The 24,624-nt window shown below is 57.9% G+C and carries 30 protein-coding genes; all 30 read right to left on the bottom strand.

Annotated features, from left to right (window positions below; all coding sequences use genetic code 11):
* Positions 1 to 11: 11 nt before the first annotated feature.
* The 30 genes from rpsM to rpoB all read right to left on the bottom strand — a co-directional run bounded on the left by rpsM (position 12) and on the right by rpoB (position 24,365).
* The gene (gene rpsM, locus ACWHRL_RS00980) at positions 12 to 368 is read right to left on the bottom strand and encodes a 30S ribosomal protein S13 (protein WP_447527432.1); all 357 of its coding nucleotides are present in this window, start codon (positions 366 to 368) and stop codon (positions 12 to 14) included.
* Between the two features lie 122 nt (positions 369 to 490).
* Complete coding sequence (gene rpmJ, locus ACWHRL_RS00975) at positions 491 to 604, bottom strand: 50S ribosomal protein L36 (RefSeq protein ID WP_031384759.1); 114 nt, start codon at positions 602 to 604, stop codon at positions 491 to 493.
* Positions 605 to 698: 94 nt separating this feature from the next.
* Entirely contained in the window at positions 699 to 2,030 is a 1,332-nt protein-coding gene (secY, locus tag ACWHRL_RS00970) for a preprotein translocase subunit SecY (RefSeq protein WP_447527431.1), read from the bottom strand.
* Positions 2,031 to 2,465, bottom strand: coding sequence for a 50S ribosomal protein L15 (rplO, locus tag ACWHRL_RS00965; RefSeq protein ID WP_447527430.1), 435 nt, complete (start codon positions 2,463 to 2,465; stop codon positions 2,031 to 2,033). It lies immediately after the preceding gene.
* Positions 2,466 to 2,468: 3 nt separating this feature from the next.
* The gene (gene rpmD, locus ACWHRL_RS00960; protein ID WP_252105875.1) at positions 2,469 to 2,651 is read right to left on the bottom strand and encodes a 50S ribosomal protein L30; all 183 of its coding nucleotides are present in this window, start codon (positions 2,649 to 2,651) and stop codon (positions 2,469 to 2,471) included.
* Positions 2,652 to 2,656: 5 nt separating this feature from the next.
* A complete protein-coding gene (gene rpsE / locus ACWHRL_RS00955; protein WP_447527429.1) occupies positions 2,657 to 3,157 on the bottom strand; it encodes a 30S ribosomal protein S5 in 501 nt (166 codons plus the stop codon).
* 11 nt (positions 3,158 to 3,168) lie between these two features.
* Positions 3,169 to 3,519 carry a 50S ribosomal protein L18 gene (gene rplR / locus ACWHRL_RS00950; RefSeq protein ID WP_447527428.1) on the bottom strand — a complete coding sequence of 117 codons (351 nt, stop codon included), beginning with the start codon at positions 3,517 to 3,519 and terminating at the stop codon, positions 3,169 to 3,171.
* Positions 3,520 to 3,528: 9 nt separating this feature from the next.
* Positions 3,529 to 4,059 carry a 50S ribosomal protein L6 gene (rplF, locus tag ACWHRL_RS00945; RefSeq protein ID WP_447527427.1) on the bottom strand — a complete coding sequence of 177 codons (531 nt, stop codon included), beginning with the start codon at positions 4,057 to 4,059 and terminating at the stop codon, positions 3,529 to 3,531.
* A gap of 9 nt (positions 4,060 to 4,068) precedes the next feature.
* Positions 4,069 to 4,461 (bottom strand): 30S ribosomal protein S8, encoded by a 393-nt coding sequence (rpsH, locus tag ACWHRL_RS00940; RefSeq protein ID WP_447527426.1) that lies wholly within the window; start codon positions 4,459 to 4,461, stop codon positions 4,069 to 4,071.
* 32 nt (positions 4,462 to 4,493) lie between these two features.
* A complete protein-coding gene (gene rpsN, locus ACWHRL_RS00935; protein ID WP_447527425.1) occupies positions 4,494 to 4,799 on the bottom strand; it encodes a 30S ribosomal protein S14 in 306 nt (101 codons plus the stop codon).
* 10 nt (positions 4,800 to 4,809) lie between these two features.
* Complete coding sequence (gene rplE, locus ACWHRL_RS00930; RefSeq protein ID WP_447527424.1) at positions 4,810 to 5,349, bottom strand: 50S ribosomal protein L5; 540 nt, start codon at positions 5,347 to 5,349, stop codon at positions 4,810 to 4,812.
* A gap of 18 nt (positions 5,350 to 5,367) precedes the next feature.
* Complete coding sequence (gene rplX, locus ACWHRL_RS00925; RefSeq protein WP_447527423.1) at positions 5,368 to 5,682, bottom strand: 50S ribosomal protein L24; 315 nt, start codon at positions 5,680 to 5,682, stop codon at positions 5,368 to 5,370.
* 14 nt (positions 5,683 to 5,696) lie between these two features.
* Entirely contained in the window at positions 5,697 to 6,068 is a 372-nt protein-coding gene (gene rplN / locus ACWHRL_RS00920) for a 50S ribosomal protein L14 (protein ID WP_252105868.1), read from the bottom strand.
* A 49-nt stretch (positions 6,069 to 6,117) separates the two neighbouring features.
* Entirely contained in the window at positions 6,118 to 6,378 is a 261-nt protein-coding gene (gene rpsQ / locus ACWHRL_RS00915; protein WP_027337515.1) for a 30S ribosomal protein S17, read from the bottom strand.
* A gap of 1 nt (position 6,379) precedes the next feature.
* On the bottom strand, positions 6,380 to 6,571 hold the full coding sequence (gene rpmC, locus ACWHRL_RS00910) for a 50S ribosomal protein L29 (protein ID WP_007111999.1): 192 nt from the start codon (positions 6,569 to 6,571) through the stop codon (positions 6,380 to 6,382).
* Positions 6,571 to 6,984, bottom strand: a complete 414-nt coding sequence (gene rplP, locus ACWHRL_RS00905; RefSeq protein WP_252105866.1) for a 50S ribosomal protein L16 — start codon at positions 6,982 to 6,984, stop codon at positions 6,571 to 6,573. The genes rpmC and rplP overlap by 1 nt, the downstream gene beginning before the upstream one ends.
* Before the next feature lie 15 nt (positions 6,985 to 6,999).
* Positions 7,000 to 7,704 (bottom strand): 30S ribosomal protein S3, encoded by a 705-nt coding sequence (gene rpsC, locus ACWHRL_RS00900; RefSeq protein WP_252105865.1) that lies wholly within the window; start codon positions 7,702 to 7,704, stop codon positions 7,000 to 7,002.
* A gap of 11 nt (positions 7,705 to 7,715) precedes the next feature.
* Complete coding sequence (gene rplV / locus ACWHRL_RS00895) at positions 7,716 to 8,048, bottom strand: 50S ribosomal protein L22 (RefSeq protein ID WP_009723900.1); 333 nt, start codon at positions 8,046 to 8,048, stop codon at positions 7,716 to 7,718.
* An 18-nt stretch (positions 8,049 to 8,066) separates the two neighbouring features.
* Positions 8,067 to 8,342 carry a 30S ribosomal protein S19 gene (gene rpsS / locus ACWHRL_RS00890; RefSeq protein WP_072824351.1) on the bottom strand — a complete coding sequence of 92 codons (276 nt, stop codon included), beginning with the start codon at positions 8,340 to 8,342 and terminating at the stop codon, positions 8,067 to 8,069.
* 33 nt (positions 8,343 to 8,375) lie between these two features.
* Entirely contained in the window at positions 8,376 to 9,206 is an 831-nt protein-coding gene (rplB, locus tag ACWHRL_RS00885; RefSeq protein ID WP_447527422.1) for a 50S ribosomal protein L2, read from the bottom strand.
* A gap of 17 nt (positions 9,207 to 9,223) precedes the next feature.
* Positions 9,224 to 9,520 carry a 50S ribosomal protein L23 gene (rplW, locus tag ACWHRL_RS00880; protein WP_447527421.1) on the bottom strand — a complete coding sequence of 99 codons (297 nt, stop codon included), beginning with the start codon at positions 9,518 to 9,520 and terminating at the stop codon, positions 9,224 to 9,226.
* A complete protein-coding gene (gene rplD, locus ACWHRL_RS00875; RefSeq protein ID WP_447527420.1) occupies positions 9,517 to 10,122 on the bottom strand; it encodes a 50S ribosomal protein L4 in 606 nt (201 codons plus the stop codon). Before rplD ends, rplW begins: the two co-directional genes overlap by 4 nt.
* A 15-nt stretch (positions 10,123 to 10,137) precedes the next feature.
* A complete protein-coding gene (gene rplC, locus ACWHRL_RS00870; RefSeq protein ID WP_447527419.1) occupies positions 10,138 to 10,776 on the bottom strand; it encodes a 50S ribosomal protein L3 in 639 nt (212 codons plus the stop codon).
* Between the two features lie 147 nt (positions 10,777 to 10,923).
* Positions 10,924 to 11,235, bottom strand: a complete 312-nt coding sequence (gene rpsJ / locus ACWHRL_RS00865) for a 30S ribosomal protein S10 (RefSeq protein WP_009098983.1) — start codon at positions 11,233 to 11,235, stop codon at positions 10,924 to 10,926.
* Positions 11,236 to 11,393: 158 nt separating this feature from the next.
* Positions 11,394 to 12,587, bottom strand: coding sequence for an elongation factor Tu (tuf, locus tag ACWHRL_RS00860; RefSeq protein ID WP_447527418.1), 1,194 nt, complete (start codon positions 12,585 to 12,587; stop codon positions 11,394 to 11,396).
* A gap of 29 nt (positions 12,588 to 12,616) precedes the next feature.
* Positions 12,617 to 14,740 carry an elongation factor G gene (gene fusA / locus ACWHRL_RS00855; protein ID WP_447527417.1) on the bottom strand — a complete coding sequence of 708 codons (2,124 nt, stop codon included), beginning with the start codon at positions 14,738 to 14,740 and terminating at the stop codon, positions 12,617 to 12,619.
* 160 nt (positions 14,741 to 14,900) lie between these two features.
* Complete coding sequence (gene rpsG / locus ACWHRL_RS00850; protein WP_447527416.1) at positions 14,901 to 15,371, bottom strand: 30S ribosomal protein S7; 471 nt, start codon at positions 15,369 to 15,371, stop codon at positions 14,901 to 14,903.
* Positions 15,372 to 15,487: 116 nt separating this feature from the next.
* Complete coding sequence (gene rpsL / locus ACWHRL_RS00845) at positions 15,488 to 15,862, bottom strand: 30S ribosomal protein S12 (RefSeq protein ID WP_447527415.1); 375 nt, start codon at positions 15,860 to 15,862, stop codon at positions 15,488 to 15,490.
* Positions 15,863 to 16,063: 201 nt separating this feature from the next.
* Positions 16,064 to 20,278, bottom strand: coding sequence for a DNA-directed RNA polymerase subunit beta' (gene rpoC, locus ACWHRL_RS00840; RefSeq protein WP_447894870.1), 4,215 nt, complete (start codon positions 20,276 to 20,278; stop codon positions 16,064 to 16,066).
* Between the two features lie 10 nt (positions 20,279 to 20,288).
* Complete coding sequence (gene rpoB / locus ACWHRL_RS00835) at positions 20,289 to 24,365, bottom strand: DNA-directed RNA polymerase subunit beta (RefSeq protein ID WP_447894869.1); 4,077 nt, start codon at positions 24,363 to 24,365, stop codon at positions 20,289 to 20,291.
* Between the last annotated feature and the right edge of the window lie 259 nt (positions 24,366 to 24,624).

The following is a 24,624-nucleotide window of genomic DNA, read 5'->3' as shown; positions in this document are numbered from 1 at the left end:
GAACCTGCGTATTATTTGCGGATCGGCTTACGCGGGCCCTTACGGGTACGCGCGTTAGTCTTGGTCCGCTGACCACGCAGCGGAAGACTACGACGATGACGCAGACCACGGTAGCAACCCAGGTCCATGAGACGCTTAATGTTAAGCGTGACATCACGGCGAAGGTCGCCTTCTACGGTGTACTTGCCAACTTCAGAACGCAGGGTATCGACTTCTTCAGCCGACAGGTCCTGGATCTTGGCAGTATGGACGATACCAGCGGCGTCACAGATGTGAGCGGCGCGGGTACGGCCAATCCCGAAGATATAGGTCAGCGAGATCGCCGCATGCTTGTTGTCCGGGATATTGACGCCTGCAATACGGGCCATCAGCTTACTCCGAAATTTGAGCGGCTTGCTCGTTTGTTCATCTTTAAAAGGCGCAACAGCATACCCCTTTTACTGCCCGAAGGCAAGGGGTATGCCACGCCCGCTTAAATACAGCGCGGGGTTTAGCCCTGACGCTGCTTGTGCCGCGGTTCGGTGCAAATGACGCGGACAGCGCCATTGCGACGAATGATTTTGCAGTTACGGCACATCTTCTTTACGGAAGCTCGAACTTTCATCGTTCTTTCTCCAAAAACGGCTCGCGGCACGTCCGGGGTGTTTGGCCAAGTGGTGTCGAAACACGCGCCTGGCCAAATGCCTGGGAGGCAGTGCTTAGCGCACTATGCCACCGCTACCGTAGCCTTTCAGGTTGGACTTCTTCATCACCGAGTCATATTGATGCGACATGAGATGCGACTGCACCTGAGCCATGAAGTCCATGATGACCACTACCACGATCAGAAGGGACGTGCCGCCAAAGAAGAACGGGACGTTCCAGGCAACGATCAGGAACTGGGGCATCAGGGAAACTGCAGTGATATACAGGGCACCGAACAGAGTGAGACGTGTCATCACCTTGTCGATATAGCGAGCGGTCTGCTCGCCGGGACGAATACCCGGCAGGAACGCACCTGACTTTTTCAGATTGTCAGCTACATCCTTGGGATTGAAGACCAGCGCTGTGTAAAAGAAGCAGAAGAATACCACTGCCGCCGCAAAAAGCAAGATGTAAAGCGGCTGGCCGGGGCCAAGCGCTTGCGATGCACGTTGCAGCCACTCCATTCCTTCACCGGCACCGACCCACTGCCCGATCGACGCCGGGAAGAGAAGGATGCTGGAGGCGAAAATAGCCGGAATGACACCGGCCATGTTCACTTTCAGGGGAAGGTAACTGCTTTGGCCCGCATACATCTTGTTGCCGACCTGGCGCCGTGGATAGTTCACCTTCAAGCGGCGTTGGCCACGTTCGATGAATACCACGAATGCCACGGTGGCGATCCCTAGCACTGACAGCGCTAACAGCGGAAGAACATTCCAGGCCCCTTCGTTGCGGGCAAGCTCGAAAGCCTGACCCACGGCGCTGGGTAGCCCGGCGACGATCCCGGCAAAGATCAACAACGAAATGCCGTTGCCGATACCCTTCTCGGTGATCTGCTCACCTAGCCACATCATAAACACCGCGCCGGAGACGAACGTCACCACGGCAGTGAAGTAGAAGCTAAAGTCAGCGCTGTAAGCGATGCCTTGGCTAGCCAGGCCCACGGACATGCCGGTGGCCTGGATAAACGCCAGTATCACCGTGCCGTAGCGGGTGTACTGACTGATCTTTCGGCGGCCGGACTCGCCCTCTTTCTTGAGTTGCTCAAGCTGAGGGGAGACCGCAGTCATGAGCTGCATGATGATCGACGCCGATATGTAGGGCATGATGCCCAAGGCGAGAACACTCATACGCTCCAGCGCACCACCCGAGAACATGTTGAACATGCCCAGGATGGTGCCCTGCTGCTCCCTAAACAAGGCAGCAAGCTGGTCAGGATTGATACCGGGAACGGGAATATGGGCACCGATACGGTACACCACGATGGCGAGGAGCACGAAGCGCAAACGCGCCCATAGTTCACTCAGACCGCTGCCCGTCGCCGGCATGTTTCCTGACTTGGCCATTTAGTCCTCTACCTTGCCGCCAGCGGCTGCGATCGCGTCACGGGCACCTTTGGTGACCTTGAGACCGCGAACGGTAACCGCTTTATTCAATTCGCCAGAAAGAATGATCTTCGCAAACTGCGTAGCATTCTTCAGCACATTGGCTTGCTTTAAGGTTTCGAGAGTGACTTCGTCACCCGCGACCTTGGAAAGCTCGGCCAGGCGTACTTCTTCAGAGACCAGCGACTTCGCCGACGTAAAGCCGAACTTCGGCAGACGGCGCTGCAGCGGCATCTGACCGCCTTCGAAACCAGGCTTGACGCGACCGCCACTGCGAGATTTCTGACCTTTGTGGCCACGGCCACCGGTCTTACCAAGACCGGAACCGATACCACGACCAACGCGCTTTTCAGCGTGTTTTGAGCCCGGAGCCGGGCTTAAGGTATTAAGTTTCATGGATTACTCTCCCTCAACGCGCACAAGGTAAGTTACCTTGTGGATCATGCCGCGTACGGCAGGGGTGTCTTCCAGTTCAACCGTATGACCGATGCGACGCAGGCCCAGACCTTTCATGGTCGCCTTATGCTTGGGCAAAACGCCGATGGTGCTGCGGACCTGGGTAACCTTGATCAAAGCTGCCATGGTGCTTACCCCGTAATCGCTTCGACAGACAGACCGCGCTTGGCGGCCACGTCGTCCGGTGATTGCATGGAGGAGAGACCTTTAACAGTCGCTCGCACCACGTTAACCGGGTTGGTGGAACCGTAGCACTTGGCCAGTACGTCGTGGACACCGGCGAGCTCCAGTACGGAGCGCATGGCGCCACCGGCGATGATGCCGGTACCTTCAGACGCCGGCTGCATGAATACCTTGGAAGCGCCGTGACGCGCTTTCACCGGGTACTGCAGCGTTTGGCCTGCAAGGTTTACCTTGACCATGTTGCGACGCGCCTGATCCATCGCTTTCTGGATCGCGACCGGCACTTCACGCGCCTTGCCACGACCAAAACCGACACGACCATTACCATCACCAACGACGGTCAGCGCGGTGAAGCCGAAAATACGACCACCCTTGACCACCTTGGCGACGCGGTTGACCTGCACGAGTTTTTCTTGCAGATCACCGCCTTGCTGTTCGTTCTTCGCCATCGTAAAACCCTTTAGAATTCCAGGCCGCCTTCACGAGCGGCGTCGGCCAGAGCCTTGACGCGACCGTGATACTTAAAGCCAGCACGATCGAAGGCCACCTGGGTGATGCCTGCTTCTTTAGCGCGCTCGGCAATCAAAGCGCCAACTTTGGAAGCGGCTTCTGAGTTGCCCGTCGCACCTTCGCGCAGTGCCTTGTCCAGCGTAGACGCGCTGGCCAGCACTTGGCCACCATCCGGCGAGATAATCTGCGCATAGATGTGACGCGGCGTACGGTTGACGCACAGGCGATACACGCCCAGCTCGCGGATCTTGGCGCGAGCGCGGCGGGCACGACGGAGACGAGATTCTTTCTTCGCGTTCATAACCCTGCCTTACTTCTTCTTGGCTTCTTTGCGACGCACCTGCTCGTCGGCGTACCGGACACCCTTGCCTTTATACGGCTCGGGGGGACGGAAGGCGCGGATCTCCGCGGCGCACTGACCAAGTGCCTGTTTGTCCGCGCTTTTCAGCACGATCACGGTGTTCTTCGGCGTTTCCGCTGAGACACCTTCAGGCAGTTGATAGTCGACCGGGTGCGAGAAGCCCAGTGAAAGATTGAGCGTCTGGCCTTTCGCTTGAGCGCGATAACCGACGCCAACAATTTCGAGGGTCTTCGTAAAGCCCTCGGATACGCCCGTCACCAGGTTCTGAACCAGGGCGCGGGTTGTACCGGCCATTGCCCAGCTCTTGGCATTTTCACTCGGGGCGAAGGTCAGCTGGCCATCTTCTTGACCGATCACCACGTCGCGGTGAAGGGGCATTGACAGCGTGCCCTGGCCGCCCTTGGCGGTCAGCTGGTCGTCGTTGATTTTGATGTCAACGCCGGCAGGCACTTTAACCGGATATTTCGCTATGCGGGACATTCCAGCCTCCTAGAATACGGTGCAGATGACTTCGCCACCGACGCCAGCCTGGCGCGCGGCACGATCGGTCATGACACCATTGGAGGTGGTGACAATCGCGATACCCAGACCATCGGCGACCTTGGGAAGATTGCTCTTGCCCTTGTATTGACGCAAAGACGGCTTGGAGACCCGCTGAATATGCTCAATAACCGGCTTGCCCTCAAAGTACTTGAGCGCCACGGTCAGCGTAGGCTTGACGCCTTCGGCAACCGAAAAGTCGGTAATATAGCCTTCTTCTTTTAGCACGCGGGCCACTTCCACTTTCAACCTGGAGGACGGCATGACTGCCGTCTCCTTGGTGGCCATCTGCGCATTGCGGATACGGGTAAACATATCCGCTAGAGTATCTTGCATGCTCATTTAATGTGCGCTCCTGATGATTCTACGTGGCGTTACCAGCTGGACTTCTTCAGACCAGGGACGTCGCCACGCATGGCGGCTTCACGCAGCTTGTTACGGCCGAGACCGAACTTGTTGTAAAAACCGTGCGGACGGCCGGTGATGCGGCAGCGGTTAGTCTGACGCACCGGGCTCGAGTCGCGCGGCAGTTGCTGCAGCTTCAGCGTTGCCTCGAAGCGCTCTTCCTCGGACGTGTTCACGTCCGAGATGATCTTCTTGAGCTCAGCGCGCTTGGCGGCATACTTCTCTACCAGCTGAGTGCGCTTAAGCTCACGTTCTACCATGCTCTTTTTAGCCATGATCCAACCCTTATTTCTTGAACGGGAAGTTCAGCGCCGCTAGTAGCGCGCGACCTTCCTCGTCGGTGTTGGCGGTAGTGGTGATGGTGACGTCCAACCCGCGGATACGATCGATTTTATCATACTCGATCTCCGGGAAGATGATCTGCTCACGCACACCCATGGAGTAGTTGCCACGACCGTCGAAGGACTTCGGGTTGAGACCACGGAAGTCACGCACGCGAGGAATCGCGATGTTCACCAAACGGTCCAAAAAGTCCCACATACGCTCGGCGCGCAGTGTCACTTTGATACCGATTGGCCAGCCTTCGCGCACCTTGAAGCCCGCGATGGACTTGCGTGCCTTGGTCACCAGCGGCTTTTGACCGGAGAGCTTCTCCAGATCACCGATGGCATTGTCGATCAACTTTTTATCGTTGACCGCGTCGCCGACACCCATGTTCAGCGTCACTTTCGTGATGCGTGGTATCTGCATTACGTTGGCGTAGCTAAACTGCTCTTTGAGCTGAGCCACTACCTCGTTTTGATAACGTTCTTTCAAGTTCGCCATTGTGCTACCCGACTCGCGTTAGGCGTCGATCTGCGTCTGCGTCGACTTGTAGATACGTACCTTGGTACCGTCTTCCTTAACCTGGAAGCCGACGCGATCCGCCTTACCGGTCTCCGAATTGAAGATGGCTACGTTGGACGCGTGAATCGGAGCCTCACGCTCGACGATACCGCCCTGATTTCCCGCCATGGGATTGGCTTTGGTGTGACGCTTGATCATATTCACACCGGACACCAGAAAGCGGTTTTCTAATACCCGCTTAACAGTGCCACGTTTGCCTTTATCCTTCCCGGCGATGACGATGACTTCATCGTCACGTTTGATCTTTTGCATATTCGCCTCGCTCCTTACAGCACTTCAGGCGCTAAGGAAATGATCTTCATAAACCGCTCATTACGCAGTTCACGAGTGACCGGACCGAAAATACGGGTGCCGATCGGCTGTTCGTTGGTGTTGTTCAACAAAACCGCCGCATTTCCATCGAAACGAATAAGCGACCCGTCGTTACGACGGACACCGCTGCGGGTGCGAACGACCACCGCCTTGAGGACCTGGCCTTTTTTGACCTTGCCCCGCGGGATAGCCTCTTTCACCGTTACCTTGATGACATCACCTACGCGAGCGTAGCGACGGTGTGAACCGCCTAGCACCTTGATGCATTGCACCCGGCGCGCTCCGCTGTTGTCGGCGACATCCAGCATTGTCTGAGTCTGAATCATCGGTTTTCTCCAAACCTAATCTGACTGCACTGGTTGGAAGACCAGGGGATCAACCCTTGGCCTGCTCGACCACCTCGACCAGCGTCCAGGCTTTCTTCTTGGAAAGCGGACGGCACTCCTGAATGGAAACCGTATCGCCTGCCTTTGCCTGGTTCGCCTCATCATGGGCGTGCAGCTTGGTGGAGCGCTTAACGTATTTTCCGTAGATCGGGTGGCGCTCACGACGCTCGATCATGACGACGATGGATTTCTCCATCTTGTCGCTCACCACCTTACCGGTGAGCGTACGTGCTTTTTTCTCTTCGGCCATCTCAATCACCTGCCTTCTCGTTGAGCAAAGTCTTCACACGGGCGATATCCCGACGGACCTGCTTGAGCAGATGAGTCTGGCTCAGTTGGCCAGTGGCCTTCTGCATGCGCAGGTTAAACTGCTCGCGGAGGAGCTCGAGGAGCTGCTCTTGGAGCTCTCCTGCGGACTTTTCACGAATTTCTTGAGCTTTCATCACATCACCGTCCGTTTTGCAAAGGTGGTGGACAAGGGCATCTTCTGTGCGGCCAGATCAAATGCTTCACGGGCCAGCTCTTCGGATACGCCTTCAATTTCGTACAGGACCCGACCCGGCTGGATCTGGGCTACCCAGTACTCAACAGACCCCTTACCTTTACCCATACGAACTTCGAGTGGCTTCTTGGAGATCGGCTTGTCCGGGAATACGCGGATCCAGATCTTACCGCCACGCTTGACGTGACGCGTGATCGCACGACGGCCGGCTTCGATCTGGCGCGCAGTGATGCGGCCGCGACCGGTAGCTTTCAGGCCATATTCCCCGAAGCTGATCTTGCTTCCGCGATGCGCGAGGCCACGGTTGCGGCCTTTCTGCATCTTACGGAATTTCATACGCTTGGGCTGTAACATCGACTCGCTCTCCCCTTATCTGGAACCTTTCTTCTTGGGCGCGTTGCCGGAAGGCTGTTGCTGCTTGGCCTTGGCACGTACTTCCTCGATACCGCCGAGGATTTCACCCTTGAAGATCCACACTTTGACGCCGATAACGCCATAGGTGGTGTGAGCCTCAAATGTGGCGTAATCGATATCAGCACGCAGGGTATGCAGCGGAACGCGACCTTCGCGGTACCATTCGGTACGTGCGATTTCGGCGCCGCCCAGACGACCTGACAGCTGAATCTTGATACCGCCAGCACCCAAACGCATGGCGTTCTGTACCGCGCGCTTCATCGCACGACGGAACATCACGCGACGCTCAAGCTGGCCGGCAACGTTCGCGGCGACGAGCTTGGCATCCAGTTCCGGCTTGCGAACTTCTTCGATGTTCACGTGAACCGGAACGCCCATCATCTCGGTAAGATCGCGACGCAGACGGTCGACATCTTCACCTTTTTTACCAATCACGATACCCGGACGGGCAGTGTGAATGGTGATGCGGGCATTGTTCGCAGGGCGCTCGATATGGATATGGCTAACGGAGGCGTTTTTAAGACGCTCTTCCAGAAAGCTGCGCACTGCGAGATCGTTATTGAGCTTATCGGCGTAAGCGCCGCGCTCGGCATACCAGACAGAAGCATGGTCTTTGACAATGCCCAGTCGAATGCCTATTGGATTGACTTTCTGACCCATCTGGTCGACTCCTACTTCTCGGCTACCTTGACGGTGATGTGGCAGGTGCGCTTCAAGATACGATCCGCACGGCCTTTGGCGCGCGGCTTGATACGCTTGAGCGTCATGCCCTCATCGACGCAGATGGTCGAGACACGCAGCTCGTCGATGTCCATGCCGTTGTTTTCTTCCGCATTCGCGATGGCGGACTGAAGCACTTTCTTAACCAGCTTGGCAGCCTTCTTCGGGGAGAAGGTCAGCAGGTCAATAGCTTCGGCAACCGGTTTACCGCGCACTTGGTCAGCCACCAAACGGGCCTTCTGTGCGGATAAAGCAGCGCCACTCAGCTTAGCTGTGACTTCCATCTCTCAATCCTCTCTGGCTTACCGTTTGGCTTTCTTATCCGCCGCATGCCCGCGATATGTGCGAGTAGCAGCGAATTCGCCAAGTTTATGACCCACCATTTCCTCGGAGACGTGCACCGGGACATGCTGGCGTCCGTTATGGACCGCGATGGTGAGACCTACCATGTTGGGCAGAATCATCGAACGACGCGACCAGGTCTTGATCGGTTTGCGATCGTTCTTTTCTACTGCCGTCTCGACCTTCTTCAAAAGATGAAGGTCGATAAATGGACCTTTCTTCAGTGAACGTGGCACAGCCGTTACCTCTTAATGTCTTGGCAATTTAGATCAACGCGTCTTGTTACGACGACGTACGATCAGCTTGTCGGTGCGCTTGTTCTTACGCGTCTTGTGACCCTTGGTCGGAATACCCCAAGGGGAAACCGGGTGACGACCACCGCTGGTGCGGCCTTCACCACCACCGTGCGGGTGGTCTACCGGGTTCATCGCGACACCGCGAACAGTCGGACGCACGCCTCTCCAGCGCTTCGCACCGGCCTTGCCAAGTTGACGCAGGCTGTGCTCGGAGTTGCTCACTTCGCCCAGGGTCGCGCGGCACTCGGCCAGGATCTTACGCATTTCGCCAGAGCGAAGACGCAAGGTGGCGTAGTTGCCTTCACGCGCAACCAGCTGTGCGCTAGTACCGGCACTGCGAGCAATCTGCGCGCCTTTACCCGGTTTCAGCTCGATACCGTGAACGGTAGAACCGAGCGGGATATTGCGCAGCGGCAAGGCATTGCCTTTCTTGATGGGCGCGTTAACACCGGATTCCAGCACGTCACCCGCGCTGACACCTTTCGGTGCGATGATGTAACGACGCTCGCCATCGGCATACTTCAGCAGCGCAATGTGCGCACTACGGTTCGGATCGTGCTCAAGACGCTCAACGGTGGCGGGAACGCCATCCTTGGTGCGTTTGAAATCGATCAAACGGTAGTGGTTACGGTGACCACCGCCCACGTGGCGGGTGGTGATGCGACCGTAGTTGTTACGGCCACCGGACTTGGACTGTTTTTCCAAAAGCGGCGCATAAGCGCGGCCCTTGTACAGCTGCTCACCAACGATCTTGACGACGTGGCGGCGACCGGCGGATGTGGGTTTGGTCTTGACGATTGCCATTATCCGTACTCCTGCCCTTATTCGGCGCCAGAGAAGTCTTCGAGCGTTTCGCCCGCAGCCAGGGTCACATACGCTTTGCGGTAACCCTTACGCAGGCCAACACCATGAGCAGTACGCTTGGTTTTCCCCTTGACATTCAAAACCTGAACACTACCGACTTTCTTGTCGAACAGCGCTTCAACGGCTTTTTTGATCTCGGGCTTGGTAGCATCAGATGCCACCTTGAAAACGTACTGGTTGCGCTCGGCGGCCGACGCGGCCTTTTCGGTCACGTGCGGTCCAAGCAGAACCTTGAATACGCGTTCCTGGTTCATGCCAGCTTCTCCTCGAATTTACGCAGGGCGGAGACGGTGATCAGGACCTTATCGAAGGCAACCAGGCTCACCGGATCAGCTGCCGCGACATCCACCACGCTCACGTGGGGAAGGTTACGCGCGGCTAAATAGAGCGTTTCGTCGATTTCATCGGTGACGATCAACACTTTTTCAAGGTTGAGCTCTTTTAGCTTGGCAGCGACCTGCTTGGTCTTGGGCGCGTCTACGCTGAACTCTTCAACCGCAACCAGACGTTCCTGGCGTACCAGCTCAGACAGGATGGAGCGCATCGCCGCACGGTACATCTTGCGGTTAACCTTCTGGGAGTGATCCTGCGGGCGTGCCGCGAAGGTTACGCCGCCACTGCGCCATAGCGGAGAGCGGATGGTGCCGGCACGTGCGCGACCGGTACCTTTCTGACGCCACGGCTTTTTACCACCGCCACGGACGTCGGAACGATTCTTTTGAGCGCGGGTGCCCTGACGGCCACCTGCCAAATAGGCAGTAACGACCTGATGGACCAGCGCTTCGTTGAATTCTTTGCCAAAAGTGGCGTCGGCTACTTCAACGGTACCCGTGCCTGCAGCAAGATTCAGATTCATTGGTAATTATCCCCTTCAGCCAGCTTTCACGGCGCTGCGAACGATGACGTCGCTACCGGTTGCACCCGGAACAGCACCCTTGATTAGCAGCAGGTTACGCTCGGCATCGACACGGACGATCTCAAGGCTCTGCACGGTGCAGCGGGCGTTACCCATCTGACCGGCCATCTTTTTGCCTTTAAATACGCGACCCGGGGTCTGACACATGCCGATAGAACCCGGCGCGCGGTGCGACAGGGAGTTACCATGGCTGTTGTCTTGGGTACGGAAATTCCAGCGCTTAACAGCACCCTGGAAGCCTTTACCCTTAGAGGTGCCGGTCACATCGATCATTTGACCAGCTTCGAAGAGGGATACGGTGAGTTCGCCACCCACTTCCGGAACGTCCTCACCTTCTGCAAGGCGGAATTCCATCAGTGAACGACCAGCCTCAACACCCGCCTTGGCAAACTGTCCAGCTTGCGCTTTGGTGAGGTGCTTGGCCTTGCGAGAGCCGGTGGTAATCTGAACCGCTGCGTAGCCGTCGGACTCGACGGTTTTTACGCGTGTAACACGGTTAGGATCCACTTCAATAACGGTTACGGGCACGGATGCGCCGTCTTCGGTAAAGACACGGGTCATCCCGGCCTTTTTACCGACTAAACCGATAGTCATACTCAGTCTCCTATAGTGTACGGGGCTATCACCCGCTATGGCTGCCCTTTCCAGAGCATTCCACTAGCACATTGTATGGCGCCATCCCGGCGCGGCGGCTGCTGATCAGTTAATCGATGATCGCTGGGCCGCAAGTGTCTAGTGTGATTAGTCGAGCTTGATTTGCACGTCGACGCCAGCGGCGAGGTCGAGCTTCATCAGCGCATCAACGGTTTTCTCGGTCGGCTCAACGATGTCGAGCACGCGCTTGTGCGTACGAATCTCATACTGATCACGCGCGTCTTTGTTGACGTGCGGTGAAATCAGAATGGTGTAGCGCTCGCGGTTGGTCGGCAGCGGGATCGGCCCACGGACCTGAGCACCAGTACGCTTAGCGGTTTCTACGATTTCCGCTGTGGACTGATCGATCAGGCGATGGTCGAACGCTTTCAACCGAATGCGAATCTTTTGGTTCTGCATTTGCCCTAAACTCCAATGGATGTCGACGGCGCGAGCCGTCTACCCACGCATTCAAAGGATGCGCATTATATGCACCTCAAGAGACAGTGTCAAACATTTGCTCTTGATGCGCAGAAAAGGGGGCTCCTTAGAGCCCCCTTCGTCATTCAGCTAAAAACTTACTGAACGATCTTGGCTACGACGCCGGCACCAACGGTACGGCCGCCTTCGCGAATCGCGAAGCGCAGGCCTTCTTCCATGGCGATCGGCGCAATCAGGGTAACAACCATCTGGATGTTGTCGCCCGGCATAACCATTTCAACGCCTTCCGGCAGTTCACAAGTACCGGTTACGTCGGTGGTACGGAAGTAGAACTGCGGACGGTAGCCCTTGAAGAACGGCGTGTGGCGGCCGCCTTCGTCTTTGGACAGTACGTAGACTTCGGCTTCGAAGACAGTGTGCGGCTTGATGGAGCCCGGCTTGGCCAGAACCTGGCCACGCTCGACGTCATCGCGCTTGGTACCACGCAGAAGCGCACCGACGTTCTCGCCTGCACGACCTTCGTCGAGCAGCTTACGGAACATCTCAACACCGGTAACGGTGGTTTTGGTGGTGTCTTTCATGCCGATGATTTCGACTTCTTCACCCGCTTTAACGAGACCACGCTCTACACGACCGGTAACAACGGTACCACGGCCAGAGATAGAGAATACGTCCTCGATCGGCATCAGGAACGGCTGATCGATCGCACGCTCCGGCTCCGGGATGTAGGCGTCAAGCGCTTTGATCAGCTCGGCAACAGCGGTCGTACCCATGCCGTTGTCGTCTTTACCTTCCAGCGCCATCAGCGCAGAACCGGTGATGATCGGCGTGTCGTCGCCCGGGAAGTCGTACTGGTCTAGAAGCTCGCGAACTTCCATTTCGACCAATTCGAGCAGCTCTGCGTCATCGACCATGTCCGCTTTGTTCAGGAACACGACGATGAACGGAACGCCAACCTGACGAGACAGCAGGATGTGCTCGCGGGTCTGCGGCATGGGGCCGTCAGCGGCGGAACATACCAGGATCGCGCCGTCCATCTGTGCCGCACCGGTGATCATGTTCTTGACGTAGTCGGCGTGTCCCGGGCAGTCGACGTGCGCGTAGTGGCGCACTTCGGACTGATACTCAACGTGAGACGTTGCGATGGTGATACCGCGCTCGCGCTCTTCAGGAGCGTTATCGATGGTATCGAACTCACGCCAGTCACCGCCGAAAACTTCAGCAGACACGCGCGTCAGGGCCGCTGTCAGAGTCGTTTTACCGTGGTCGACGTGACCGATGGTGCCGACGTTGATATGCGGTTTGGAACGTTCAAATTTTTCCTTAGCCACTGCTATAACCTCTTTACGTTAGCTAACGGTTAACCGTTTTGGTTGATGACGGCTTCAACGACGCTGTTGGGCGCCTCATCGTACTTCGCGAACTCCATGGAGTAGCTCGCACGGCCCTGGGTCTGAGAGCGTAGATCGGTTGCGTAACCGAACATCTCACCCAGCGGCACCGTTGCACGGATGATCTTACCGGAAGAGGAGTCATCCATGCCCTGCACCAAGCCGCGACGACGGTTCAGGTCGCCCATGACGTCACCCATAAAGTCTTCGGGGGTCACGACCTCGACCTTCATCACCGGCTCCAGCAGCACGGCCTTGGCCTTCCTGGCACCCTCTTTGATCGCCATGGAAGAAGCAATCTTGAACGCAGTCTCGTTAGAGTCCACGTCGTGGTAGGAGCCGTCGAACAGCGTAACCTTGACGTCGATCATCGGGTAGCCCGCGATGACACCATTTTTCAGCTGCTCGTAGGCACCCTTCTCAACCGCAGGGACGTACTCCTTCGGAACCACACCGCCCACGATTTCAGAGACGAATTTGAAGAAGATTTCATCATCGCCTTCGCCTTTCTCTTCAGCAGTCAGCGGCTCGATACGCAGGTAAACGTGACCGAACTGACCACGACCACCGGATTGGCGTACGAACTTGCCTTCCTGCTCGACGCTGCCGCGAATGGTTTCGCGGTAGGCGACCTGCGGCTTACCGATGTTGGCTTCTACCTTGAACTCGCGACGCATACGGTCAACAAGGATGTCCAGGTGAAGCTCGCCCATACCCGAAATGATGGTCTGGCCGGTTTCTTCGTCGGTCTGCACGCGGAAAGAGGGGTCTTCCTGGGCCAGCTTGCCCAGTGCCACACCCATTTTTTCCTGGTCCGGCTTGGATTTCGGCTCAACTGCTACCGAGATAACCGGTTCCGGGAATTCCATGCGCTCGAGCACGATCTTGTGGTCGATATCGCACAGAGTGTCACCCGTGGTGACGTCTTTCAGGCCGATACATGCCGCGATATCGCCGGCACGCACTTCCTTGATCTCTTCACGCGAGTTGGAGTGCATCTGTACGATACGGCCCACACGCTCTTTCTTCGACTTAACGGAGTTGAAGACACCGTCGCCAGAGTTCAGAACGCCCGAGTAAACGCGAATGAAGGTCAACGTACCAACGAAGGGGTCGGTGGCGATTTTGAACGCCAGCGCCGCGAACGGTTGATCATCGTCGGCTTCACGGGTCTCGATGGTGCCGTCTTTGTCGTCCAGCTCACCTTCGATCGGCTTGACTTCGGTGGGTGACGGCATGTATTCGATAACGCCGTCCAGCACCGCCTGTACGCCCTTGTTCTTGAACGCGGAACCACAGGTAACCAGCACGATCTCGTTGGCCAGCGTCCGCGCACGCAGACCCGCCTTGATCTCTTCGATGGACAGCTCGCCCTCTTCGAGGTACTTGTCCATCAGCTCTTCAGAGGCTTCAGCAGCAGACTCGACCATCTCTTCACGATACTTCTCGGCAGTCTCCTGGAGATCGGCCGGGATATCGACGAGGTCGTAGTTCATGCCCTTGTTTTCTTCGTCCCACAGAATCGCTTTCATCTGGATGAGATCGATGACGCCTTTGAAGTCTTCTTCCGTGCCCCAGTTGATCTGGATCGGCACGGCGTTGGCACCCAAACGCTCTTTGAGCTGATCGAGAACCATGAAGAAGTCAGCGCCGGTACGGTCCATCTTGTTGACGAAGACCATGCGCGGAACTTCATACTTGTTGGCTTGGCGCCATACGGTTTCCGTCTGCGGCTGAACGCCGGAGGAACCACACAGCACGACGACCGCACCATCGAGAACACGCAAGGAACGCTCGACTTCGATCGTGAAGTCAACGTGCCCGGGGGTGTCGATGATGTTGATGCGGTGCTCGTCGAACTGCTTGCTCATGCCCTGCCAGAAACAGGTCGTCGCAGCTGAGGTGATAGTGATACCACGCTCCTGCTCCTGCTCCATCCAGTCCATGGTCGCGGCACCGTCGTGCACTTCACCCACTTTGTGGGAGAGGCCGGTGTAGAACAGTACGCGCTCGGTTGTCGTGGTTTTACCCGCGTCAACGTGGGCTACGATACCGATATTGCGATAACGCTTTAGTGGAGTCTTGCGTGCCACGGTGAAACTCCCGTTAGTTGGCGATGCTCGTTAATAAAGCTGCGACTTTTTTTATGCCACCGCCGCCATCAGCGGATAGCGGCGGAGAGTTGCAGCGACGTCACACAGTGTGTGGCGCGCGCAACGGGGCATAAAAAACCCACACTTGGCAGCGCCGAGCTTAGAAACGATAGTGAGAGAAGGCTTTGTTGGCTTCAGCCATACGATGCACGTCTTCACGCTTCTTAACTGCAGAGCCTTTGCCTTCTGCGGCATCCAGCATTTCGCCTGCCAGGCGTTGAACCATCGTTTTCTCACCGCGGCGACGCGCAGCGTCTACCAGCCAGCGCATTGCGAGCGCCTGACGACGTGACGGGCGAACTTCGACCGGCACCTGATAGGTCGCACCACCTACGCGGCGCGACTTGACTTCGACCATCGGCTGGATGGCTTCCAGCGCCTTGTCGAAGATTTCCAGCGGCTCTTCATTACTACGCTCGGCAACCCTGTCCAACGCACCGTATACGATGCGCTCAGCTACGGACTTCTTGCCGCTGGTCATCAGGTGGTTCATGAACTTCGCCAGACGCTCACTTCCGAACTTCGGATCCGGCAGGATTTCGCGTTTGGCTACAACTCTTCTTCTAGGCATGATAAGCCCTCGTTTAAGGATCCTTCAGGTAAACCCGGGGCTTATAGTCGCCTTTCGGCGTCGCCCGACCTTACTCTTATCAGACCAGCAAATTCGTATTAAAGAGACCGCGAGTCTTAGGACTTCGGCTTCTTGGTACCGTACTTGGAACGACCCTGGCGACGATTCTGAACGCCAGAGGTATCAAGGGCGCCACGAACGGTGTGATAACGCACACCGGGCAAATCCTTAACACGACCGCCGCGGATCAGAACGACCGAGTGTTCCTGCAGGTTGTGACCTTCACCACCGATGTAGGAAGCGACTTCGTACCCGTTGGTCAGGCGCACACGGCAAACCTTACGCAGGGCCGAGTTCGGCTTCTTCGGGGTGGTGGTGTAAACGCGCGTACATACGCCGCGCTTTTGCGGACAAGCCTGAAGCGCGGGCACGTCACTTTTGGTGACGGGGCGCTTGCGCGGCTTGCGCACTAGCTGATTAATCGTTGCCATGGTGTTTAGCTGACTCCAATGGTTGCCTTGGCCTTTTTCGTGGTCGCGGGCGCACCCACCCCACTGTTAAAGGCTGCGCATTCTAATGGCTGGCCATGGGTTGCGTCAAGTCTTGCCGGCATTTTCGCCGGCAAGACCGCCGCCCAAAGGCCAGCCGCCTGGTACTTGGCTAACGCCATTCGATGCTGATCAAAGGCTTTCTTAAAGCTCGTCGTCAGTATCGAGAGCGGTTAGCTGTGCACCCAGCTCCTGTTCAACCTCGGTGGCCGAGGGATTGAACTGGCGCTCGACGTCTTCGCGCTTGCGACGACGCTCGGCGTGGTGGGTCAGACCGGTACCTGCCGGAATCAGACGCCCAACCACCACGTTTTCTTTCAAGCCGCGCAGGTAGTCGCGCTTGCCCGTTACCGCGGCTTCGGTGAGTACCCGCGTGGTTTCCTGGAACGAGGCCGCCGAAATGAACGACTCGGTCGCCAGGCTCGCCTTGGTGATACCCAGCAGCAGGCGGTTGCACTTGGCCGGGAACTTGCCCTCTTTCTCGAGGCGCTCGTTCTGCTCGAGCACGCGTACGAGCTCAGCCTGGTCACCGGTGATGAAGTCGGAATCACCCGAATCGGTGATCTCGACCTTACGCAGCATCTGACGCACGATTACTTCGATGTGCTTGTCGTTGATGCCTACGCCCTGCAAGCGGTAAACATCCTGTACTTCGGCCGTGATGTACTTGGCGAGTTCCGCCACACCCAGAAGACGCAGGATGTCGTGCGGATTGCTCGGGCCATCGGAGATGACTTCGCCCTTCTCGACGGTCTCGCCTTCGAATACCGCGATCTGACGCCATTTCGGAATCAGCGCTTCGAACGCATCGCCGGTTTCCGGGGTAATCGTCAGACGACGCTTGCCCTTGGTCTCTTTACCGAAGCTCACCACACCGCTGATTTCGGCAAGGATCGCGGACTCTTTCGGCTTACGCGCCTCGAACAAGTCAGCAACCCGCGGCAGACCACCGGTGATGTCCTTGTTACCCGACGCTTCGACCGGAATACGGGCCACGACCTCACCGACACCGATGCTCGCGCCGTCGTCGGCGGAGATGATCGAGTTACCCGGCAGCAGGTATTGAACCGGCGTATTGGAGCCGGAAACCGACACGTACTCGCCAGCGGCGTCCTGCAGCATGACCATCGGGCGCTTGTCGCGACCAGCCATCGGGCGTGCCGCGGACTCGATCACCTCGATAGAGGAAAGACCGGTCATTTCGTCGACGGAGCGGTGCATGGTGACACCCTCGTCGAGGTCGATGAACTGCGCCTTACCTTCTACTTCGGCCACGATCGGGTGGGTGTGCGGATCCCACTTGGCCACGGTAGCGCCGGCATCGACGACGTCGCCGTCGCGTACCGAAAGCTCGGCACCATAAGGCAGCTTGTAGTACTCACGCTCACGGCCGTGGTCGTCGGCGACGGCCAAGGCACTGGAGCGTGATACCACGACCAGCTTGCCGTCGGCGCGCTCGACGTGCTTGATGTTGTGCAGGCGTACCTTACCGCCGTGCTTGACCTGAACGCTGTCCACCGCAGATGAACGCGAGGCCGCGCCACCGATGTGGAAGGTACGCATGGTCAGCTGGGTACCCGGCTCACCGATGGACTGCGCGGCGATGACGCCGACGGACTCACCGATGTTGACCTGGTGTCCACGGGCCAAATCGCGACCGTAGCAGGACGAGCACACGCCATGGGGCGTATCACAGGTGATCGTCGAGCGAACCACGATCTCGTCGACCCCCATGGTGTCGAGTGCGGCACACCAGGACTCGTCGAGCAGGGTATTGCGCGCAATCAACACTTCCTCGGTGCTCGGGTCGATGACGTCGAGCGCCACGACGCGGCCGAGTACGCGCTGGGAAAGCGGTACGATGATGTCGCCACCCTCGATGATCGGGTGCAGCGTCAGACCGTTCTCGGTGCCACAGTCGGTCTCGGTGATGACCAGATCCTGGGCCACGTCTACCAAGCGGCGAGTTAGGTAACCGGAGTTGGCCGTTTTCAGGGCCGTATCCGCCAGACCTTTACGCGCGCCGTGGGTCGAGATGAAGTACTGAAGTACGTTCAGACCTTCACGGAAGTTGGCAACGATCGGCGTCTCGATGATCGAGCCATCCGGCTTGGCCATCAGACCCCGCATACCTGCGAGCTGACGAATCTGAGCCGCACTACCCCGGGCACCGGAGTCGGCCATGATGAAGACGCTGTTGAACGAGTCCTGCTCGACTTCGTTGCCATCACGGTCGATCACGGTCTCTTTCGAGATACCCGTCATCATCGCCTTGGCCACCTTATCGTTGGCCTTGGACCAGATATCGATGACCTTGTTGTACTTCTCGCCCGCGGTCACAAGACCCGAGGAGAACTGGTCTTCGATCTCTTTGACTTCGGCTTCCGCCGCGTCGACGATTTCGGTCTTGGCGTCCGGGATGACGAAGTCGTTGACGCCGATGGACGCACCGGACCAGGTCGCCAAACGGAAACCGGTATACATCAGCTGGTCAGCGAAGATGACCGTGGGCTTGAGCCCGGAGCGGCGGTACACCTCGTTGATCAGCCCGGAGATCGCCTTCTTCTTCATCGGCTTGTCGATGAGCTCGAAAGGCACGCCTTCGGGCAGAATGCGGTACAGAAGCGCCCGGCCGACGGTGGTGTCATAAATGGAGCGCTTGTCGCTACGCTCGCCGGTCTCTTCGTCGATCACGACCTCGTCGAGGCGAACCTTGACCCGGGCGTGCAGCGATACGGTTTGGGTACCGAAGGCGCGCTCGACCTCGTTGAGGCCAGAGAACACCATGCCCTCGCCTTTCGCGTTCACCTTCTCGCGGGTCATGTAGTAAAGACCCAGCACCACGTCCTGAGACGGCACGATGATCGGCTCGCCGTTGGCCGGCGACAGCACGTTGTTGGTGGCCATCATTAGCGCACGGGCTTCGAGCTGGGCTTCGAGCGTCAGCGGTACGTGAACCGCCATCTGGTCACCGTCGAAGTCGGCGTTGTAGGCGGCACACACCAGCGGGTGTAGCTGGATCGCCTTACCCTCGATCAGAAGCGGCTCGAACGCCTGGATACCCAGACGGTGAAGCGTCGGAGCACGGTTCAAGAGTACCGGGTGTTCGCGGATGACATCGGCCAGGATGTCCCACACTTCCGGAAGCTCGCGCTCGACCATCTTCTTCGCGGCCTTGATCGTTGAGGCAAAGCCCAGCGATTGAAGCTTGGAGTAGATGAACGGCTTGAACAGCTCGAGCGCCATTTTCTTCGGCAGACCACACTGGTGCAGGCGCAGCGTCGGACCCACGGTAATCACCGAACGGCCCGAGTAGTCGACACGCTTACCCAGCAAGTTCTGACGAAAACGCCCCTGCTTACCCTTGATCATGTCGGCCAGGGATTTCAGCGGGCGCTTGTTGGAGCCCGTGATCGCCCGACCGCGGCGGCCGTTGTCCAGCAGCGCATCGACCGCTTCCTGGAGCATCCGCTTCTCGTTGCGCACGATGATGTCCGGCGCGTTCAGATCGAGCAGACGCTTCAGGCGGTTGTTACGGTTGATCACACGACGATAAAGGTCGTTGAGATCCGAGGTCGCGAAACGGCCGCCGTCCAGCGGTACCAGCGGACGTAGATCCGGCGGTAGAACGGGCAGCACTTCCATGACCATCCACGCCGGCGCATTGCCGGAGTGGTAGAACGCTTCAAGCAGTTTCAAACGCTTGGAAAGCTTCTTGATCTTGGTTTCAGAGTTGGTCTGCGGAATCTCTTCGCGCAGCGTGTTGATCTCTTCTTCCAGATCGATGTCTTTGAGCAGTTCCTGCACCGCTTCGGCGCCCATACGGGCATCGAAGTCGTCGCCGAACTCTTCGAGCGCCTCGAAGTACTGCTCGTCGTTCAAGAGCTGACCACGCTCGAGGGTGGTCATGCCCGGGTCGATGACGACGAAGGATTCGAAGTACAGCACGCGCTCGATATCGCGCAGCGTCATGTCCAGGAACATGCCGATGCGTGACGGCAAGGATTTCAAAAACCAGATGTGCGCAACTGGGGATGCCAGCTCGATGTGGCCCATGCGCTCACGGCGCACGGCCGCCTTGGTCACTTCGACGCCGCACTTCTCACAGATGATGCCGCGGTGCTTCATGCGCTTGTACTTGCCGCACAGGCACTCGTAGTCCTTTACCGGGCCAAAGATCTTGGCACAGAACAGCCCGTCGCGCTCGGGCTTGAACGTCCGGTAGTTGATGGTCTCAGGCTTTTTCACCTCGCCAAACGACCAGGAGCGAATCATGTCCGGCGACGCAAGTGTTATCTTGATCGCGTCGAACTCTTCGGACTGAGACTGCGATTTGAGTACTTTCACCAAATCTTTCATTGGACAGCTCCTAGCTCTCTAACTCGATATCGATGCCCAGCGAGCGGATTTCCTTCACGAGTACGTTGAAGGACTCCGGCATGCCTGCCTGCATGGTGTGGTCGCCATCCACGATGTTCTTGTACATCTTGGTGCGGCCCTCGACGTCATCCGACTTGACGGTGAGCATCTCTTGTAGCGTGTACGCGGCGCCGTAAGCTTCCAGCGCCCACACTTCCATTTCACCAAAGCGCTGGCCACCGAACTGCGCTTTACCACCCAGCGGCTGCTGGGTCACCAGCGAGTACGAGCCGGTAGAACGTGCGTGCATCTTGTCGTCGACCAGGTGGTTCAGCTTCAGCATGTACATGTAGCCAACGGTCACCGGACGGTCAAACATGTCGCCGGTACGGCCGTCGTACAGCTTCATCTGGCCCGACTCCGGGATATCTGCAAGCTTCAGCAGATGCTTGATCTCGTGCTCCTTGGCACCGTCGAATACCGGCGTTGCCATCGGGACACCGCCCTTGAGGTTCTTCGCCAGCGCAATGACTTCTTCGTCACTGAGCGAGTCGATGTCCTCGAGACGGGTGCCCGGGGTGTTGTAGACCTGTCCCAGGAAGTCGCGAATCTCGGCAATCTGCTGGCCACGCGCGTCGCGCAGCATCGCGTCGATCTTCACACCCAGACCGCGTGCGGCCATACCCAGGTGGGTTTCAAGAATCTGACCCACGTTCATACGCGACGGTACACCGAGGGGGTTCAGCACCACGTCGACCGGCTCGCCCTTCTCGTCGAACGGCATGTCTTCGACCGGCATGATCGCGGAGATAACACCCTTGTTACCGTGACGGCCGGCCATTTTGTCGCCCGGCTGAATGCGGCGCTTCACGGCCATGTAGACCTTGACGATTTTCAGAACGCCCGGCGCCAGGTCGTCGCCTTGAGTGAGCTTGCGCTTCTTGTCTTCGAAACGCTCGTCCATCTCCTTGCGGCGGTTCTCGAGCTGCTCGTCGGCCTGGGCCAGCAGTTCGTTGAACGACTCGTCCTGCATGCGCAGCTTGAACCACTGCTGACGCGGAAGCTCTTCCAGGTACGCTTCGTCGAGCACGTCGCCTTTTTTCAGGTTCGGGCCGCCGTTGACCGCCTGGCCGTCCAGGGTACGCTTGAGACGCTCGAAGGTGGCGTCTTCGGCGATACGGTAAGTCTCCTGAAGATCCTTACGCACTTCGTCGAGCTGCATCTGCTCGATGGAGAGTGCGCGCGAGTCTTTTTCGACGCCGTCACGGGTGAAGACCTGCACGTCGATGACCGTACCCTTCATACCGGTCGGGGCACGCAGTGAGGTGTCCTTAACGTCGGACGCCTTCTCGCCGAAGATGGCACGTAGCAGCTTTTCCTCCGGCGTCAGCTGGGTTTCCCCTTTGGGCGTAACCTTACCGCACAGAATGTCACCCGGGCCGACTTCGGCACCGATGTAGACCACGCCGGCCTCGTCCAGCTTGCCAAGCGCCGATTCGCCGACGTTGGGAATGTCCGAGGTGATCTCTTCCGGGCCGAGCTTGGTGTCGCGGGACACACAGGTCAGCTCCTGGATGTGGATCGTGGTGAAACGGTCTTCCTGGACGGCCCGCTCGGAAAGCAGGATGGAGTCCTCGAAGTTGTAGCCGTTCCAGGGCATGAACGCGATGCGCATGTTCTGACCCAAGGCCAGATCACCCATGTCGACGGACGGGCCGTCGGCGAGAATGTCGCCGCGCGCTACGTCGTCGCCGGGGCGAACGATCGGGCGCTGGTTCATGCAGGTGTTCTGGTTGGAGCGCGTGTACTTGGTCAGGTTGTAGATATCAACGCCAGCTTCACCGCCGATGATTTCATCTTCGTTGACCCGTACTACGACACGACGTGCGTCGACGGAATCGATCACACCGCCACGACGCGCCACGGCGCAAACGCCGGAGTCACGCGCCACGAAGCGCTCCATACCGGTACCGACGAGCGGCTTGTCGGCGCGCAGTGTCGGAACGGCCTGACGCTGCATGTTCGCACCCATCAAGGCGCGGTTGGCGTCATCGTGCTCCAAAAAAGGAATCAGGGCCGCGGCCACCGATACGACCTGACGCGGAGAAACGTCCATCAAGGTCACCTGCTCGGGACGCATGAAGGTGGTTTCGCCACGGTGACGGACCTGTACCAGGTCATCACTAAGCTGACCGGCTTCGTTGACCGCCGCCGACGCCTGGGCGATAACGAAGTCGCCCTCTTCAATGGCCGACAGGTGAACGATGTCGTCGGTGACCTGGCCCGAGTTGACCTTACGGTACGGTGTCTCGAGGAAGCCGTAGCTGTTGGTATGGCTGTAGGTCGCCAGCGAGTTGATCAAACCGATGTTCGGGCCTTCCGGCGTTTCGATCGGGCACAGACGGCCGTAGTGCGTGGCGTGTACGTCACGTACTTCGAAACCGGCACGCTCACGGGTCAGACCACCCGGGCCGAGGGCGGACACACGACGCTTGTGCGTGACCTCGGAAAGCGGGTTGTTCTGGTCCATGAACTGGGAAAGCTGGCTCGAGCCAAAGAACTCTTTCACCGCCGCCGCGACCGGCTTGGCGTTGATCAGATCCTGGGGCATCAGGCCTTCGCTTTCCGCCATGGAAAGACGCTCTTTGACCGCGCGCTCGACGCGCACCAGACCGACACGGAACTGATTCTCGGCCATTTCGCCTACGCAGCGAATACGACGGTTACCCAGGTGGTCGATGTCGTCGACGTCGCCAAAGCCGTTACGAATGTTGATCAGCTCGCGCAGTACATCGAGGATATCGGTACGGTCCAGTACGCCAGCCCCGGTGTCGGCATCGCGACGCAGGCGGCGGTTGAACTTCATGCGGCCGACACCGGACAGATCGTAACGGTCTTCGGTGAAGAACAGGTTGTGGAACAGCGTCTCGGCGGCTTCCTTGGTAGGCGGCTCGCCGGGGCGCATCATGCGGTAGATCTCAACGAGCGCCTCGAGCTGCGAACCGGTGGTGTCGAGCTTCAAGGTATCGGAGATGAACGAACCGCAGTCCAGATCGTTGGTGTAGAGCGTTTCGACGTGCGTAATGCCGCCCTGCGCCATACGCTCGAGGACTTCTGGAGTGATTTCGCTGTTGCAGTTGACGATCAACTCGCCGGTCTTGGCATCGACCTGGTCTTTGGCCAGGGTCTTGCCATAGAGGTACTCCATCGGCACTTCCAGACGCTCGAGGCCGGCTTTTTCAAGCTGACGAATATGCTTCTGGGTGATCCGACGGCCCTCTTCGACGATGATCTCGCCGTTGCCGTCCTTGATGTCGAACGTAGCGGTGTCACCCCGCAGGCGCGACGGAACGAGCTCCACGGAGAAACCGGATTTCTCGATGTGAAACTTGCTGGTCTCGAAGAACTCGTCGAGGATCTCTTCGGTGCTCATGCCAAGCGCACGCATCAGTACCGAGGCCGGCAGCTTCCGACGACGGTCGATACGCACGAACACGTTGTCTTTCGGGTCGAACTCGAAGTCGAGCCAGGAGCCACGGTAAGGAATCACGCGCGCTGAATAGAGCAGCTTGCCCGACGAGTGGCTCTTGCCTTTATCGTGGTCGAAAAACACACCGGGTGAGCGGTGGAGCTGGGAGACGATTACCCGCTCGGTACCGTTGATGACGAAGGTACCGTTCTCGGTCATCAGGGGGATTTCCCCCATGTAGACTTCTTGCTCTTTGATATCTTTGATGGCTTTATTGGAAGAGTCGCGATCGTAAATGATCAAGCGAACCTTCACGCGCAGCGGCGCCGAGTAGGTAACACCGCGCAGCTGGCACTCTTTTACATCGAATGCCGGCGTGCCGAAACGGTAGCTGACATACTCGAGTGCGGCGTTGCCAGAAAAGCTCTCGATTGGAAACACGGACTTAAACGCCGCATTCAGACCGACCTCGTGACGCTCATCAGGCGAACGGTCCTGCTGGAGAAAGTCGTAGTAGGAATCAAGCTGGATCGCCAGCAAGTAAGGCACATCCATCACTTGGGGCAGTTTGCCGAAATCCTTGCGGATGCGTTTTTTCTCAGTATATGAGTAAGCCATCTGTATTCCCCAGCTTGTTCACCATGGGTGGCCGATGCGTGGTCATCTGCCCCGCGGGCGTTTCAGACGCAGACAGCAAGCTCCTAAATCGGTAGCTCGCCGTCAAAAATCTTGATAGATAACAGTGTTATCGGACGCTCATTAAGGTATAAAAACCTTGAATGCCGATACCAAACACCGGTCTTACTGTTGTTACTGCCCTCAGGCAGCCCTTCTGCATAACACGATGCATCCAATGATGCCAGTTACAACAGAAAAA

It is taken from the genome of Vreelandella sp. GE22, assembly GCF_968212445.1.
The sequence above is the reverse complement of the archived record's forward strand: the minus strand, read 5'-3'. Positions and strand labels throughout refer to the sequence as shown.

What these genes read in the sequence shown, in the direction of transcription:
- rpsM (WP_447527432.1), bottom strand. Translation starts at nt 368, where the DNA reads ATGGCCCGTATTGCAGGCGTCAATATCCCGGACAACAAGCATGCGGCG.
- rpmJ (WP_031384759.1), bottom strand. Translation starts at nt 604, where the DNA reads ATGAAAGTTCGAGCTTCCGTAAAGAAGATGTGCCGTAACTGCAAAATC.
- secY (WP_447527431.1), bottom strand. Translation starts at nt 2,030, where the DNA reads ATGGCCAAGTCAGGAAACATGCCGGCGACGGGCAGCGGTCTGAGTGAA.
- rplO (WP_447527430.1), bottom strand. Translation starts at nt 2,465, where the DNA reads ATGAAACTTAATACCTTAAGCCCGGCTCCGGGCTCAAAACACGCTGAA.
- rpmD (WP_252105875.1), bottom strand. Translation starts at nt 2,651, where the DNA reads ATGGCAGCTTTGATCAAGGTTACCCAGGTCCGCAGCACCATCGGCGTT.
- rpsE (WP_447527429.1), bottom strand. Translation starts at nt 3,157, where the DNA reads ATGGCGAAGAACGAACAGCAAGGCGGTGATCTGCAAGAAAAACTCGTG.
- rplR (WP_447527428.1), bottom strand. Translation starts at nt 3,519, where the DNA reads ATGAACGCGAAGAAAGAATCTCGTCTCCGTCGTGCCCGCCGCGCTCGC.
- rplF (WP_447527427.1), bottom strand. Translation starts at nt 4,059, where the DNA reads ATGTCCCGCATAGCGAAATATCCGGTTAAAGTGCCTGCCGGCGTTGAC.
- rpsH (WP_447527426.1), bottom strand. Translation starts at nt 4,461, where the DNA reads ATGAGCATGCAAGATACTCTAGCGGATATGTTTACCCGTATCCGCAAT.
- rpsN (WP_447527425.1), bottom strand. Translation starts at nt 4,799, where the DNA reads ATGGCTAAAAAGAGCATGGTAGAACGTGAGCTTAAGCGCACTCAGCTG.
- rplE (WP_447527424.1), bottom strand. Translation starts at nt 5,349, where the DNA reads ATGGCGAACTTGAAAGAACGTTATCAAAACGAGGTAGTGGCTCAGCTC.
- rplX (WP_447527423.1), bottom strand. Translation starts at nt 5,682, where the DNA reads ATGCAAAAGATCAAACGTGACGATGAAGTCATCGTCATCGCCGGGAAG.
- rplN (WP_252105868.1), bottom strand. Translation starts at nt 6,068, where the DNA reads ATGATTCAGACTCAGACAATGCTGGATGTCGCCGACAACAGCGGAGCG.
- rpsQ (WP_027337515.1), bottom strand. Translation starts at nt 6,378, where the DNA reads ATGGCCGAAGAGAAAAAAGCACGTACGCTCACCGGTAAGGTGGTGAGC.
- rpmC (WP_007111999.1), bottom strand. Translation starts at nt 6,571, where the DNA reads ATGAAAGCTCAAGAAATTCGTGAAAAGTCCGCAGGAGAGCTCCAAGAG.
- rplP (WP_252105866.1), bottom strand. Translation starts at nt 6,984, where the DNA reads ATGTTACAGCCCAAGCGTATGAAATTCCGTAAGATGCAGAAAGGCCGC.
- rpsC (WP_252105865.1), bottom strand. Translation starts at nt 7,704, where the DNA reads ATGGGTCAGAAAGTCAATCCAATAGGCATTCGACTGGGCATTGTCAAA.
- rplV (WP_009723900.1), bottom strand. Translation starts at nt 8,048, where the DNA reads ATGGAAGTCACAGCTAAGCTGAGTGGCGCTGCTTTATCCGCACAGAAG.
- rplB (WP_447527422.1), bottom strand. Translation starts at nt 9,206, where the DNA reads ATGGCAATCGTCAAGACCAAACCCACATCCGCCGGTCGCCGCCACGTC.
- rplW (WP_447527421.1), bottom strand. Translation starts at nt 9,520, where the DNA reads ATGAACCAGGAACGCGTATTCAAGGTTCTGCTTGGACCGCACGTGACC.
- rplD (WP_447527420.1), bottom strand. Translation starts at nt 10,122, where the DNA reads ATGAATCTGAATCTTGCTGCAGGCACGGGTACCGTTGAAGTAGCCGAC.
- rplC (WP_447527419.1), bottom strand. Translation starts at nt 10,776, where the DNA reads ATGACTATCGGTTTAGTCGGTAAAAAGGCCGGGATGACCCGTGTCTTT.
- rpsJ (WP_009098983.1), bottom strand. Translation starts at nt 11,235, where the DNA reads ATGCAGAACCAAAAGATTCGCATTCGGTTGAAAGCGTTCGACCATCGC.
- rpsG (WP_447527416.1), bottom strand. Translation starts at nt 15,371, where the DNA reads ATGCCTAGAAGAAGAGTTGTAGCCAAACGCGAAATCCTGCCGGATCCG.
- rpsL (WP_447527415.1), bottom strand. Translation starts at nt 15,862, where the DNA reads ATGGCAACGATTAATCAGCTAGTGCGCAAGCCGCGCAAGCGCCCCGTC.
- rpoC (WP_447894870.1), bottom strand. Translation starts at nt 20,278, where the DNA reads ATGAAAGATTTGGTGAAAGTACTCAAATCGCAGTCTCAGTCCGAAGAG.
- rpoB (WP_447894869.1), bottom strand. Translation starts at nt 24,365, where the DNA reads ATGGCTTACTCATATACTGAGAAAAAACGCATCCGCAAGGATTTCGGC.